We start from the raw sequence: 13,088 nt of genomic DNA on the forward strand, positions 1-13,088 counted from the left end.
CAAAGCCGTTACCCCTCGCCTTCGGGATTATCGGTCAATCCCAACAGCTTCAGTTTGCGGTGCAGCGCCGACCGCTCCATGCCGATGAAGGTCGCGGTGCGCGAGATATTGCCCGAAAAACGGTTGATCTGGATGCGCAGATATTCGCGCTCGAAATTCTCGCGTGCTTCCTTGAGCGGAATGGCGGTGATCGATTCGCTGCCGGGCAATATGTCGGTGCCGCCGCGAACCAGCTCGGAGGGCAGCATGTCCGCGTCGATCCGGCCCAGCCGGTCACTCGGCGCGAGGATCATCACACGTTCGATCACGTTGCGCAGTTCGCGGACATTTCCCGGCCAATCGTGGGCTTGCAGTGCAGCCATTGCTTCGGCGCTGATTTCGGGCGGCGGCGCACGGCGGTCGGCGGCATAGCGCCGGACGAAATGGTCGCAGAGACTGGCGATATCGTCACGCCGTTCGCGCAGCGGCGGAATGTGCACCGGCACGACGTTTAGCCGGTAATAAAGATCCTCGCGAAACCGGCTCTCCGCGATCTCGGTCTTGAGGTCGCGCGCCGAGCCCGAGATGATGCGGACGTCGACGCGGATCATCGTGCGCCCGCCGACGCGGGTGAAGCTCTGGTCGGTCAGGACGCGCAGAACCTTGCCCTGCGTCGTCAGCGGCATGTCCGCGACCTCGTCGAGGAACAACGTTCCACCATGCGCCTGTTCGAGCAGGCCGACACGGATCGAGCCGTCCTCGGCTTCCGAACCGAACAGCTCCGTCTCGACGGTCTCGGGGTCCATTCGCGCCGACGAAATGACCCGGAAGGGTGCATTCTGCCGTCCGCTCCAGCCATGAAGGACGCGCGCGGCAACCTCCTTCCCTACCCCCGGCGCACCCGTGATGAGCACGCGGCTACCAGTGCCGGCAACGCGCTTCAGTGTCGCGCGGACATTGTTGATCGCAGCGCTGGTTCCGGTCAGTTCGTCGGCGGGGCCGGCCTTTTCGCGAAGTTGCTCATACTCGAATTTCAACCGCTCGCTCTCGGTCGCGCGCGCGACGAGATGCAGCAGCCGCTCGGCCTCGAACGGCTTTTCGATGAAATCGAACGCCCCGCGGCGGATCGCCGCGACCGCGGTGTCGAGCCCGCCGTGCCCCGATATGACGATGATCGGCAACGTCGGATCGAACGCCTTGATCGCCTCGACCAGCCCCAGCCCGTCGAGACGCGATCCTTGCAGCCATACGTCGATCAGCGCGAGCGAAGGCCTGCGCTGGCGGATCGCCTCCAGCGCGGCGTCGCTGTCGGACGCGGTGCGCGCCTCATAGCCCTCGTCCTCCATGACGCCGGCCACCAGTTCGCAGATGTCACGCTCGTCGTCGACGATCAGTATATCAAGCGCCATATTCTTCTTTGCCTTGCCGGTTCCGGATCCGCCCCGGAACCGATTCAATCTGCCCTGTCACCAAGTCGCCGCCCTTACCCGCGAGCGGTCGCAGCCGGTCGGGGTGCAGCGTCAGCGTTACGCACGTCCCCTGCCCCGCCGGATTGTCGCAGAAATCGAGCTCGCCATAATGCTGCTCGACGATCTTCTTCACGATCGCGAGACCGAGCCCGGTGCCGCCCTGCCGCGTCGTCATATAGGGTTCGGCGATCGCGTCGCGTGCCTCCGGCAATCCGATTCCGTCGTCGGAAATGCGGATGACAATGGCATCGTCGCGCCCGATGTCCAGCTCGGCGAGGATATGGCCGATTGGAGGAGATTCTGAATCTTTCGAATTTTCTTCAATCGCTTCCACAGCGTTTTTGACGATATTGGTAAGGGCTTGCGACAACAGCCGGCGGTCGCACACCAGCGGTTCGATCTCGTTCGGGGTCTTCACGCTGAACTGGATATCGGGCTTCGCAACCTCGAACAGGAACACCGCCTGGCGCAGGATATCGCGAACATCCTCGACGCCGAAGGTCGGTTTGGGCATGCGCGCGAAGCTCGAAAATTCGTCGACCATGCGGCGCATGTCGTGAACCTGACGGATGATCGTGTCGGTCAGGCGGCGGAAGGTCGCCTCGTCGCCTTCGACCTTCGCGCCGAACCGCCGCTGGAGCCGCTCGGCCGCAAGCTGGATCGGGGTCAGCGGATTCTTGATCTCGTGCGCGATCCGGCGCGCGACGTCGGACCAGGCCGCGCGGCGCTGGTCGAGCAATTGCTGCGTGATATCCTCGAAACTCAGCACATAGCCGTCGCCCTGCGCCACCGCCTTTGCCGCAAGCGTCGCCGGCTCCGCGTCGCGCCGCGCCAGTTGCACGATCGCCTCATGCTCTTCGCTGGTCAGCAGCCGCGCGAGTTCCGGCGCGACATCGGCGAGGGGCTGGCCGGTCAATTCCCCGGCGCTCTGCCCGATCAGATGCTCGGCGGCTGAGTTGGCGAGCAGGATGCGGTGTTCGGCATCGACCGAGACGACTGCCGACGAGACGCCCGACAGCACCGCCTCGATGAAGCTGCGGCGCGTTTCGAGTTGTTCGTTGACGCTGACGAGTGCCCCCGTCTGCCCCTCGAGCTGTTCGGTCATCCGGTTGAACGCGCGCGTGAGCACCGCGATTTCGTCGTCGCGCGCCGGCGGCGTCACGCGCACCGACAGATCGCCGCCCGCCGCGGTCCGCGTCGCCCCGATCAAGGTACCGAGCGGGCGCACGATGCGGTCGGCAACGACGATCGCGGCGATCACCGCGAGCGCGAGAAGCAGCAGCGATCCAAGATAAAGCGCGCCGTTGAACTGAAGCTGCAATTGCTGCGAGCGCTGGAACAGCCCGTTGTAATCGGCGAGGACGGTCCGCGCGCGTTCTGACTGCTGGAAACCCAGCACATTGGCGTCGCGCGAGGCATAGAGATAGGCGCGCCGCGTCCCTGGCAAGCGCGTCGCCGCCTCGATCCGGTCCGATCGCCGGACGACGACGACATCCTGCCCGCGATCGAGGCGTTCGACCATCGAGGGCGAGATACGGCTTTCGGCCGCGCGGTTGTCCGGGTCGATCATCGCCGGCGTGCGGGCAACGCCATCGGCACCGATCTCAATTATCGCCGATTCATTGAGGTTCCGGACGACGACCTGCTGCAGATAATAGTTGGAGAAGGCCGGATCGTCGATCGGAACCCGCTGCAGGAACGCCCCGATATCCTTGGACATTGCGATGGTGTTCGCGCCGACTTCGCGCTGGTTTTCCTGATAATAGCCTTGCGCGAGGCCCGCGGCATTTTCGAACATGCCGCGCGATCGATCGGAGAACCAGAAATCGACGCCATATTGGAAGAGCAGCGACGCGAAGATCACCACCAGCAGCGTCGGGGCCGCTGCGATGAGCGAGAAGAGGGCGACCAGCCGGACGTGCAGCCGTCCATTGCCGCCCGCCATCGATCGCTCGGCGCGCGCGCGGGCGACGCGACTGCCGACGAGGACGATCAGCGCCATCGCCGGAACCAGATTGACGACCATGATCGCCGCGACCAGCCCCGGGGTCAGCAGCCTCTCGCTCTGCGCGTCGCCGGTAACGAAGATATAAGTCGCGATTGCGACGCTGACGATCACCGCCAGCGTGTAATATTCGGGCGCGGCAAAGTGCCAACCGCGCGAACTGGCGTCCGCGGCGGGTAGTTCACTTGCTTGAAGGGGGGAAGCGGCGGGCTCCATTGTTGCCTTGTTACGACAAAGCTGTTGCATAGAAAACACACAAAGTGCGCTCGGCGATCGATTACCGGCTCCGGCCGATCAGATCGTCAGGGTTGTGCGGGATCGATATCGAGCTGGCCCAGCCGCTTGCGCAACGTATTGCGATTAATTCCCAGCCGGCGAGCGGCTTCGAGCTGGTTTCCGCGCACTTCGCGCAGCGTCCGGCGAATCAGTGCCGCCTCGACGATCGCCTCCAGCCGCTCGTGAATCTCGCCGTCATGATCCGCGGCGGCCAGCTGCTCGCGCGCCCAGTCGTCGACCGCACGCGCGATCAGGTCGACGGGGTCGGCGGGCATCGCGCCCTCGCCGCTGTCGTGGAGCACCGATTCGACGTCGCGCTGGGTCACCGTCGTATCGCGCGACAGCACTGCCAGCCGCTGGACGACGTTGCCCAGCTCGCGGACGTTACCCGGCCAGTCGTGCCGTTCGAGCAATTGCATGGCCTCTGGCGCAAACTGGCGGTCGGGGAGCCCCGAATGGCGCCCGGCATCGACGAAGTGGCGCACCAGCGCCGCGATATCGCTCCGCCGGTCGCGCAGCGGCGGCAAGGTCACGGGAATGACATTGAGCCGGTAGAAAAGATCCTCGCGGAAGCGGCCATCGGCGACGAGCGTCCGCATGTCGCGGTGCGTCGCGGCGATGACGCGCACGTCGGCGCGCAGCGCCTGGCTGCCGCCGACGGTCGAATATTCATTGCTCTGGAGCACGCGCAGCAGCCGCGTCTGCGCCTCGAGCGGCATGTCGCCGATCTCGTCGAGGAAGAGCGTGCCTCCCGCTGCCTGTTCGAAACGGCCGGCGTTGCGGCTGTGCGCGCCGGTGAACGCTCCCTTTTCATGGCCGAACAGTTCGGCCTCGATCAGCTCGCGCGGGATCGCCGCCATGTTGATGGCAACAAAGGGACCGGCGCGGCGCAGCCCCGTCGCATGGATGGCGCGCGCGACGACTTCCTTGCCCGTCCCCGATTCACCGAGGATCAGCACCGCAAGATCGTTCGTCGCGAGCCGCGCGATCGTCCGATAGACCGCCTGCATCGACGGCGCGCGGCCGACGAGACCATGGCTGTCGGCTTGCCCCGGATCGACCTTCGCCGCCGGCTGGTTGCTGCGTTCGAGCGCCGCGCGGACGCTTGCGGTCAGTTCTTCGAGGTCAAAGGGCTTGGGCAGATAATCATAGCTGCCGATCCCCGTCGCGCGCACCGCGGTATCGAGGGTATTCTGCGCCGACAGCACGATCACCGGCGTCTCTGGATCGACCCCGGCACCGGGAAGCGAGTCGATGCCGTCGCCATCGGGCAGCACGACATCGGTGATGATCAGATCGGGCCGATTGTCGGCAAGCCACGCGTTGCGTTCGCCGACACTGCCGACAGACGCGAACGTACCGCACTCGCCGGTCAGCGTCTCGCGGATGATCAGCGCGATCGCGGGATCATCCTCGACGAGCAGGATCGTCTTGCCGATCATTCGCCGCGGCCTTTCTTGGGCACGGCCGGCAGGTGGACGCGGAAGCGAGTCCATTCACCGTCGCGCATGTGCTGGACGGTGCCGCCCATGTCGCGCGCCAGCTTGGCGACGAGCGCGAGGCCAAGCCCCCTGCCCTCGCGCTTCGTGGTCACAAAGGGATCGAACAGGTCGCCGCGGATGTCGGCGGGCACGCCGGGGCCATTGTCGCTTACGCTGACCTCGATCGGCAACGCGATGCGGCCGCGGCCGTCGCCATTGTCGATCGACAGGCCGTGGCGGAATGCCGTCGCGACGCGTACCACGCCGTCGTCGCGCCCGCCGAGCGCCTCGCAGCCATTGGTGATCAGGTTGAGCAATATCTGCACGACCGCGTCATGATTGCCATGGACGAGCGGCAGCGAGGGGTCGAAATCCTCGGCAAAGCGAATGCCCGGAAACTGCCGTGCACGTGCGGTTTCGATCGCCTGGTGGATCGGCTGATACAGATTGAGCGGCGCACAAGCGATCGGCTGGCCGCGCGAGAAATGCTCCATCTGGTCGATCAGGGTGGTAATCCGGTCAACTTCGGCGCAGATGAGCGTCGTGAAGCGCTCGCCGCTGGCGTCGGTCTTGCGCGCCAGAAGCTGCGCCGCGCCCTTGATCCCTGCGAGCGGGTTCTTGATCTCGTGCGCCAGCATCGACGCCGCGGCCCCCGCCGCGCGGCCCGACCGTCCGATCGCACCGCCCATCAGCTCGGCATCGCTCTGCGAGGGCACAAGCGTCAGGATGCGGTGGCCGCTGCGACCATAGGGCACCATCTGCATGTCGACGAACGCCGATTTGCGCCCGCCGAGCGAGATTTCCGCGCGGTGTGCGAACAGCGCCGAGGTCGCGGGGTCGTTCATCCGCTGGCGATAGCTGCGATCCATTCCGATGACGTCATAGACGACGCGCCCGACCATCGCGGCGCGGCCGATATTGCAGAGTTGCTCGGCGGCGGCGTTGACGAACAGGATCACTCCGCCCTTGTCGATCAGCAGCGTGGCGATCGGGTGCGACTGGATGATCTCGTCATGGTCGAACGTCGGGATGCTCGACGTCAGCGCGCTCACGCAGCGGCCTTGCTCAGATATGGACCATAAAAGGCTTCGAGCGCAGCGAGGACGCCCTTGCTGTCGGGAATCTGGTTGACCTTGTTACGAAACTCTGCCGAGCCGTGCAGCCCCTTGACGTACCAGCCCAGATGTTTGCGCGCCATATTGACGCCGGTCATTTCGCCATAGTGATCGATCATCGCACGATAATGCGATGTAATCACTTCATATTGTTCGTCGATGCCGGGGTCGGGCCGCTCGGCCTCGCCGCGCAGCGCCGCGATCACCTGCCCGAGCAGCCAGGGGCGACCATAGGCGCCGCGGCCGATCATCACGCCGTCGGCGCCGCTTTGCGCCAGCGCTGTCTTGGCATCGTCGGGCGAGCAGATGTCGCCATTGACGATCACCGGGATCGACACCGCATCCTTGACCTTGCGGACAAAGGCCCAGTCGGCCTCGCCGCGATACATCTGGTTGCGCGTGCGGCCGTGGACCGTGACCAGCTTGGCGCCGAGATCCTCGGCGATATGCGCAAGCTCGGGGGCGTTGAGGCTGTCATGGTCCCAACCCATGCGCATCTTGACCGTGACCGGAGCCGACACCGCTCTGACGCAGGAGTCGATCAACGCCGCCGCGAGCTTCAGGTCGCGCATCAGCGCCGACCCTGCGTCGCCGTTGGTCACCTTGCGCACCGGGCAGCCCATGTTGATGTCGATGATCGCGGCGCCGCGGTCTTCGTTGAGCTTCGCCGCCTCTCCCATCTCATAGGGAGTGCAGCCGACAAGCTGCATCGACACCGGTTCTTCGACCGGATCCCACGCCGCCTTCTGGATCGACTGGCGCGTCTCGCGGATCGCTGCCTGGCTGGCAATCATCTCGGTGACGTTGAGCCCCGAGCCATAATAGCGGACCAGCTTGCGGAACGGCAGGTCGGAGACGCCCGTCATCGGCGCGAGGATCACGGGATCCGCGATGGTGATATTGCCGATCTGAATGGGCCTGAGCGGCGCCATGGCGGGGAGCTTTCGTTGAATTGCCTAAAATTTGAGCAGCCCCTACACGCTAAGCGGCTTTCCCGCAAGGCGCGGCTGCGCTAACCGGCGCGGCTGATGACCGACTCCACGCCGTCCACCGTTCCGCGCGTCGCGGCGATCCTGCTTGCCGGGGGCTCTGGCACGCGCGCGGGTTTCGATCATCCAAAGCAACTCGAATTGCTCGGTGGCAAGGCCGTGCTGCGCTGGAGCGTCGATGCATTCGACGCGCATCCGGCGATTTCACTGGGCGTACTGGTGGCGAATGGCGACGTCATGGCGGCCGTGGATGGCATCGGGAAAGGCTGGATTTCTGCCGATCCGGGCGCCGAGCGCCAGCAATCGGTTGGCAATGCCTTGCAGACCCTCGCCGATTGGGAGGACGAGGCGCTGGTCCTCGTTCACGACGCCGCGCGCCCCGGATTGACGACCGACGTGATCGACCGGCTGCTTGCGGCGCTCGAAACCTCGGCGGCGGCGATCCCGACCCTGCCTGTTCCCGATACACTCGTCGAACAGGCGCATGGCGAAGCGGGAGAGGTCATCGACCGCAGCGCCCTCGCGCGCGTCCAGACGCCGCAGGCATTCCGCCTGGGCATCCTCAGACGCGCGCACGCCGCGGCCGTCGAAGCGGCGGCGACCGACGATGCGCAGCTGGTCCGGCGGCTCGGCATTGCCGTCGCTGCCGTCCCGGGCGACCCGCGGCTTCACAAACTGACATATGCCGAGGATATGGTAATCCTCGCGGGACTTTTGGGAACGGGAACGATGCGAACCGCGGTCGGCATGGGCTATGACGTTCACCGCCTGGTTGCAGGCAAGCCGCTGTGGATCGGCGGGATAGAAATCGCGCACAGTCATGGACTTGAAGGGCATAGCGATGCCGACGTTGCGCTTCACGCGATCACCGACGCTATCCTCGGCGCCCTGTCGGACGGGGATATCGGCGACCACTTTCCGCCCAGCGATCCGCAATGGCGCGGCGCGGCGTCGCACCGCTTCCTTGCCTTTGCCGGCGAGCGCGTCGCGGCGCGCAATGGTCATATCGCGCACGTCGATCTGACGATCATCGCCGAAGCCCCGAAAATCGGCCCGCACCGCCCCGCCATCAGGGCACGGATTGCCGAAATCCTTGCGATTCCGGTCGAACGCGTTAGTGTGAAAGCCACAACGACCGAGCGGCTGGGCTTCACCGGCCGCCGCGAGGGGATCGCCGCGCAGGCCGTAGCGACCTTGGAACTTCCGGAGAATTGAGAGTGGTTTTCGACGCAGAAGCGCGCCTTGCCGAGCGCGACCAACTGGCCACGGCGGTCCTCGCCGCCAACCGTGCGGCGGGCAGGCGGATTGCAGTCGCCGAAAGCTGCACCGGCGGCATGGTCAGCGCCGCGCTGACCGACATTGCCGGAAGCTCGGACGTCTTTTCGGCGGGCTTCATCACCTATTCGGCCGACGCGAAGCAGAAGCAGCTCGACGTCAGCAGCGAGATACTCGAAACCTTCGGCGAGGTGGCGCTGGCGACGGCATGGGCGATGGCCGCCGGCGCGCTCGCGAACAGCGACGCCGATGTCGCGGTGGCGATCACCGGAATCGCCGGCCCCGGCGGCGGGTCGGAACGCAAGCCAGTCGGCCTTGTCGTCTTCGCGCGCGCGCTGCGCGGCCAGGATCCCGACGATTATTTCACCCAGCGTGTTCAGTTCGAAGCGACCGACCGCGCCGCGATCCGCCAGGCCGCGACTCTCTTCGCCCTCGACCTGCTTCAGCCCGAAAGGGACGCGCTGCGACCGTCGGAGGATATCGCGCTTCCGGCGCCATAGAGTTCGCCCGCGCGCGTTTCAAACGCGGCGATCATCTTGCGCAGCGCCTTGTCGAACATCTGCCCGGCGAGCGTTTCGAAGACGCGGCTGCGGAACGAGAAATCGACCATGAAATCGACGCGGCAGCCGCCGTTTTCGAGCGGCGCGAAATGCCATTCATTCTCCAGATGGCGCATCGGGCCGTCGATATAGCTGACAGTCACGGTCCGCGGCCGTTCCTTGTGGACGCGGCACGAGAAGCTTTCGCGCAGCCCCTTGAAGCCGACGATCATGTCGGCCACCGATTCATGTTCGCTGTCGCTGCGGACGCGCAGCGCGATAACCCACGGCAGGAATTCGGGATAGCGCGCAATATCCGTCACCAGCGCGAACATCTGTTCAGCGCTGTGCGGCAGTTCGCGCGTCTCGTGGTGCCGCGGCAATCAGTCCGCCCCAACCCGTCCCGGCCGGGCATCGCGCGCGAGCTGTTCCTCGCGCGCCGCGCGCATCCGCTCGAAATCGTCGCCGGCATGATAGCTCGACCGTGTCAGCGGCGATGAGGCGACCTGCAGGAAGCCCTTGGCACGGGCGATCTGCGCATAGGCATCGAACGCCTTGGGCGTCACGAATTCGGCGACCTTCGCATGTTTCGGCGTCGGCTGGAGATACTGGCCCATCGTCATGAAATCGATATCGGCGCTGCGCATATCGTCCATCACCTGGTGGACCTCCATCCGCTCCTCGCCAAGCCCGAGCATGATGCCCGACTTGGTGAAGATCGACGGATCGCGGCGCTTGACGCTTTCGAGCAGTCGCAGCGACGCATAATAGCGCGCGCCGGGACGGATCGTCGGATAGAGCCGCGGCACCGTTTCCAGATTATGGTTATAGACGTCGGGACGCGCGTCGATGATCGCCGCGACCGCGCTTTCGGGCTTGTTGCGGAAATCGGGGGTCAGGATTTCGATCGTCGTCTGCGGAGTTTCGCGGCGCAGCGCCTCGATCACCTTCACGAACTGGCTGGCGCCGCCGTCGGGCAGGTCGTCGCGGTCGACCGAGGTGATGACGATGTGCGTCAGTCCCATCTTCGCTGCCGCCGCAGCCGTATGCTCTGGTTCGAGCAGATCGACGGGACGCGGCATTCCGGTCTTGACGTTGCAGAAGGCGCAGGCGCGCGTGCAGGTGTCGCCGAGGATCATCACCGTCGCATGCTTCTTGGTCCAGCACTCGCCGATGTTCGGGCACGCCGCTTCCTCGCACACCGTGTGGAGGTTGAGTTCGCGCATCAGCTTGCGCGTTTCGGCATAGCCGGGGCTGGTCGGAGCCTTGACGCGGATCCAGTCGGGCTTGCGCGCACGCTGGCTGGGAGTAGATGCAGGAGCGTTCATGGCGCCCACATAGTCGTGCGCGCGCCTCTTCTCAACCTCTCTACCTATGCTAAGGGGCGGACATGACTCACTTTGCAGACATGATCGAAGGATATCGTCGTTTCCGTAACGGCGGCTGGCAGCAGCAGCGCGACCGCTGGGACGAACTGGCCGAGGGGCAATCGCCCAAGGTGATGGTGATCGCCTGCTCCGACAGCCGCGTCGAGCCCTCGCAGATTTTCGACACGAATCCGGGCGAAATCTTCGTCGTGCGCAACGTTGCCGCGCTGGTCCCCCCGTTCGAGACGACGCCGGGCCGCCACGGCGTCTCGGCCGCGCTCGAATTCGCGGTGCAGTTTCTGAAGGTCGAGGAAATCGTCGTGATGGGTCACGGCCTCTGCGGCGGCTGCCACGCGGCGCTTCACCGCTCAATGGAAGGGGCAGAGCCCGGTCGCGGCGGCTTCATCGCCGACTGGATTGCGATGCTGGACGACGCGGGTGCCGAGGTTCGCGCCGCACATCCCGACATCGACAATCGCGAGGCAGGACGTGCGATGGAAATGGCCGCTGTGCGCGTGAGCATAGCCAATCTGCGCACTTTCCCCTGTATCCAGGAGAAGGAAAAGCGCGGAACCTTGAAACTGCGCGGCGCCTTCTTCGCGATCAGCGACGGCGTGCTGCATGTGATGGACGACGCGACGGGAGATTTTGCGCCAGCCTGAGGGCACAAACAGGGAGGACGCGATGAGCAAGAATGCGATGTGGCTGACGATCATTTTCGCAGCCGCGATTGTCGGAGCCTTTCTGGGGCCGTCGCTCGGTAGCCTGCTCGGCGAGACGACGATGCTGATCCTCGCCCCCCTCCTCCTCATCGGCGTGATCGTCTTCTGCATTTGGGCGCTGTCGAGCAACAAGAGCGGCAAGAAGGGCGATACCGCTGCGCTGGCCGAAGCCCGCGCAATGCGCGCGCCCGAAGGCAAGGGCCGCATCTACATCACCCGCCGCGGCTTCGTCGCCGCGCTGCAGGGGATGAACGTCACGCTGGACGGCACGGCGACGGGCCAGATCAAGTCGGGGCAGATGTTGATGGCCGATGTCGAACCCGGCACGCATCGCATCCAGGTCGGGACCGCGAAGGCGAAGCTCGCCAATGCGGCCGAGATGGATGTCGAAATCGGCGCGGGCGGCGTGGTTGTTATCGACGCGATGATCGAGATGGGGGCGCTCAAGGGCAGCGTGAAGCTGACCCGCCTCGACGCGGCGAAAGCGCGCGAGAATGTCAACGCGACCGCGCTGATCCTGTGGGAGGTGGCGCCCGCCTGACGCCTTGACGTGCACGGGCGAAGGCAGCGCGACGATCCAAAGTTCAGTAAAGTTCAGCCCTGTGCGGCGCTACTTCGCCCTCCCTTAGACTGCCAGCGCCCGGCCCACCGCGCCGTGGCCGCACCTGCAATCAAGCGCGAAAATGAATGAGTCGGCCGAAGGCTGGCACAGCCGGATAATGTAGGAAAAGGCTATTTGAAGGCGCGTCCGTTTTGGGGTGGTTTCCAGACATTCGTCACCCCGGACTTGATCCGGGGTCCACGACTTCAACGCCGCGCTGGATCCCGGATCAAGTCCGGGATGACGAAGAGGGGGTGTCTAAATTGGGGTGGGGAGCGGTCGTTACCAATAATCGTCGCCCCCGCGAAGGCGGGGGCCGCCATCGGCCTTTTCCTGCGCCGCAGCGTAAACCGACTGCGGCCCCCGCCTTCGCGGGGGCGACGGCTAGTTCCGGTCGTTTGCTGCCATGCTCTCATTTGCGCGTCGGGACGGTCGTGCTCGGCTCAAACGTCACGGCTATTTGCGTGAGGGAGAAGCCACGCGTTTGAACTTCTTTCAAAGCCCGCTCATCCATGCCGCGATTTGTCTTTAGTTCGCGAACCGACACGGATTTTCGAAACTGCCATGGGCCATGCTTGCTAGGGAGGTTCGTGCCAGCTTCGTCAATCGTGATTGCCCAGAAATCGTTGTCGCCTTCGAAGAAATGGAGCTTCATTGTGACCTCATCGGCGCCATAGCTTTGAGCTTTGATTTCATTTGACGGCGCACAGGCGGCCAGAAGGCAAAGGGCCGTTAGCCCAAATAATATCCGGCTCCGCATTTAGATAGTGTCGCATCATCTCTGAACGACTGCAATCGGTCGTTAGCGGTCATCGGTACCAATCACTTCGCCCCTCACGGGATCGCGTAGGTCACATTGGCCTGCCCGACCGGCTTGTCGGCGTCATCGGTCCAGATGCGGACATCCATCACCGCCAGCCGTCTGCCGAGGCGGAGCATGTGCGCGTCGGCGAACAGCGGGCCGGGTCGGCAGGGCCGCAGAAACTGGTAGTTGAGCGCGCTCGTCACCGCCATCGCGACGGGGCCGATGTGCGCGAGGACGAGGGCATAGGCCGCCATATCGGCGAAACCCATCTGCGTCGGGCCGGAGATCAGCCCGCCGGGACGCAGCGCCTGATCATTGGGGTCGATCCGTGCGCGGATATGGCCGGGTTCGGCCAGGACGACATGGCCGCGCGAGCCGGGCTTCGAATGCGGGAAGGCGTCCGCGATGAAGGCGTTGAGCGCGTCCGCATCCATGCGGATCGCGCCAGACGATATGGGCGCCGAC

At 65.0% G+C, this 13,088-nt stretch carries 13 protein-coding genes; 4 read left to right on the forward strand and 9 right to left on the reverse strand.

Features of this window, described 5'->3' with window-relative positions; all coding sequences use genetic code 11:
- Nucleotides 1-8: 8 nt before the first annotated feature.
- From ntrX to dusB, 5 genes are all read right to left on the reverse strand, one after another.
- Nucleotides 9-1,388 carry a nitrogen assimilation response regulator NtrX gene (gene ntrX, locus QOL68_RS12365; protein ID WP_058455887.1) on the reverse strand — a complete coding sequence of 460 codons (1,380 nt, stop codon included), beginning with the start codon at nucleotides 1,386-1,388 and terminating at the stop codon, nucleotides 9-11.
- Complete coding sequence (locus QOL68_RS12370) at nucleotides 1,378-3,669, reverse strand: sensor histidine kinase (RefSeq protein ID WP_282949690.1); 2,292 nt, start codon at nucleotides 3,667-3,669, stop codon at nucleotides 1,378-1,380. Before QOL68_RS12370 ends, ntrX begins: the two co-directional genes overlap by 11 nt.
- A gap of 86 nt (nucleotides 3,670-3,755) precedes the next feature.
- Nucleotides 3,756-5,171 (reverse strand): nitrogen regulation protein NR(I), encoded by a 1,416-nt coding sequence (gene ntrC / locus QOL68_RS12375; protein ID WP_282949689.1) that lies wholly within the window; start codon nucleotides 5,169-5,171, stop codon nucleotides 3,756-3,758.
- Nucleotides 5,168-6,262, reverse strand: coding sequence for a two-component system sensor histidine kinase NtrB (locus QOL68_RS12380; RefSeq protein ID WP_058455890.1), 1,095 nt, complete (start codon nucleotides 6,260-6,262; stop codon nucleotides 5,168-5,170). The genes ntrC and QOL68_RS12380 overlap by 4 nt, the downstream gene beginning before the upstream one ends.
- The gene (dusB, locus tag QOL68_RS12385; RefSeq protein ID WP_282949688.1) at nucleotides 6,259-7,257 is read right to left on the reverse strand and encodes a tRNA dihydrouridine synthase DusB; all 999 of its coding nucleotides are present in this window, start codon (nucleotides 7,255-7,257) and stop codon (nucleotides 6,259-6,261) included. Before dusB ends, QOL68_RS12380 begins: the two co-directional genes overlap by 4 nt.
- Before the next feature lie 96 nt (nucleotides 7,258-7,353).
- Between dusB and QOL68_RS12390 the strand changes: the two genes are divergently transcribed.
- Nucleotides 7,354-8,529 carry a bifunctional 2-C-methyl-D-erythritol 4-phosphate cytidylyltransferase/2-C-methyl-D-erythritol 2,4-cyclodiphosphate synthase gene (locus QOL68_RS12390; RefSeq protein ID WP_282949687.1) on the forward strand — a complete coding sequence of 392 codons (1,176 nt, stop codon included), beginning with the start codon at nucleotides 7,354-7,356 and terminating at the stop codon, nucleotides 8,527-8,529.
- Between the two features lie 2 nt (nucleotides 8,530-8,531).
- Nucleotides 8,532-9,089, forward strand: a complete 558-nt coding sequence (locus QOL68_RS12395; RefSeq protein WP_058455893.1) for a CinA family protein — start codon at nucleotides 8,532-8,534, stop codon at nucleotides 9,087-9,089.
- Here the strand turns inward: QOL68_RS12395 and QOL68_RS12400 are convergent.
- Nucleotides 9,032-9,511: a type II toxin-antitoxin system RatA family toxin gene (locus QOL68_RS12400; protein WP_058455894.1), complete on the reverse strand. Its 480-nt coding sequence runs from the start codon at nucleotides 9,509-9,511 to the stop codon at nucleotides 9,032-9,034. The genes QOL68_RS12395 and QOL68_RS12400 overlap by 58 nt on opposite strands.
- Nucleotides 9,512-10,456, reverse strand: a complete 945-nt coding sequence (lipA, locus tag QOL68_RS12405; RefSeq protein ID WP_349252330.1) for a lipoyl synthase — start codon at nucleotides 10,454-10,456, stop codon at nucleotides 9,512-9,514.
- Between the two features lie 62 nt (nucleotides 10,457-10,518).
- On the opposite strand from lipA, the gene QOL68_RS12410 reads away from it, so the two are divergent.
- Nucleotides 10,519-11,157: a carbonic anhydrase gene (locus QOL68_RS12410; RefSeq protein WP_282949686.1), complete on the forward strand. Its 639-nt coding sequence runs from the start codon at nucleotides 10,519-10,521 to the stop codon at nucleotides 11,155-11,157.
- A gap of 22 nt (nucleotides 11,158-11,179) precedes the next feature.
- The gene (locus QOL68_RS12415; RefSeq protein WP_282949685.1) at nucleotides 11,180-11,758 is read left to right on the forward strand and encodes a DUF2846 domain-containing protein; all 579 of its coding nucleotides are present in this window, start codon (nucleotides 11,180-11,182) and stop codon (nucleotides 11,756-11,758) included.
- Nucleotides 11,759-12,230: 472 nt separating this feature from the next.
- Here the strand turns inward: QOL68_RS12415 and QOL68_RS12420 are convergent, their stop codons facing one another.
- Nucleotides 12,231-12,578, reverse strand: a complete 348-nt coding sequence (locus tag QOL68_RS12420; RefSeq protein ID WP_282949684.1) for a hypothetical protein — start codon at nucleotides 12,576-12,578, stop codon at nucleotides 12,231-12,233.
- Between the two features lie 74 nt (nucleotides 12,579-12,652).
- Nucleotides 12,653-13,057 (reverse strand): PaaI family thioesterase, encoded by a 405-nt coding sequence (locus QOL68_RS12425; RefSeq protein ID WP_282949683.1) that lies wholly within the window; start codon nucleotides 13,055-13,057, stop codon nucleotides 12,653-12,655.
- Between the last annotated feature and the right edge of the window lie 31 nt (nucleotides 13,058-13,088).

Source organism: Sphingopyxis sp. Geo25 (genome assembly GCF_949769135.1).
GTDB lineage: Bacteria > Pseudomonadota > Alphaproteobacteria > Sphingomonadales > Sphingomonadaceae > Sphingopyxis.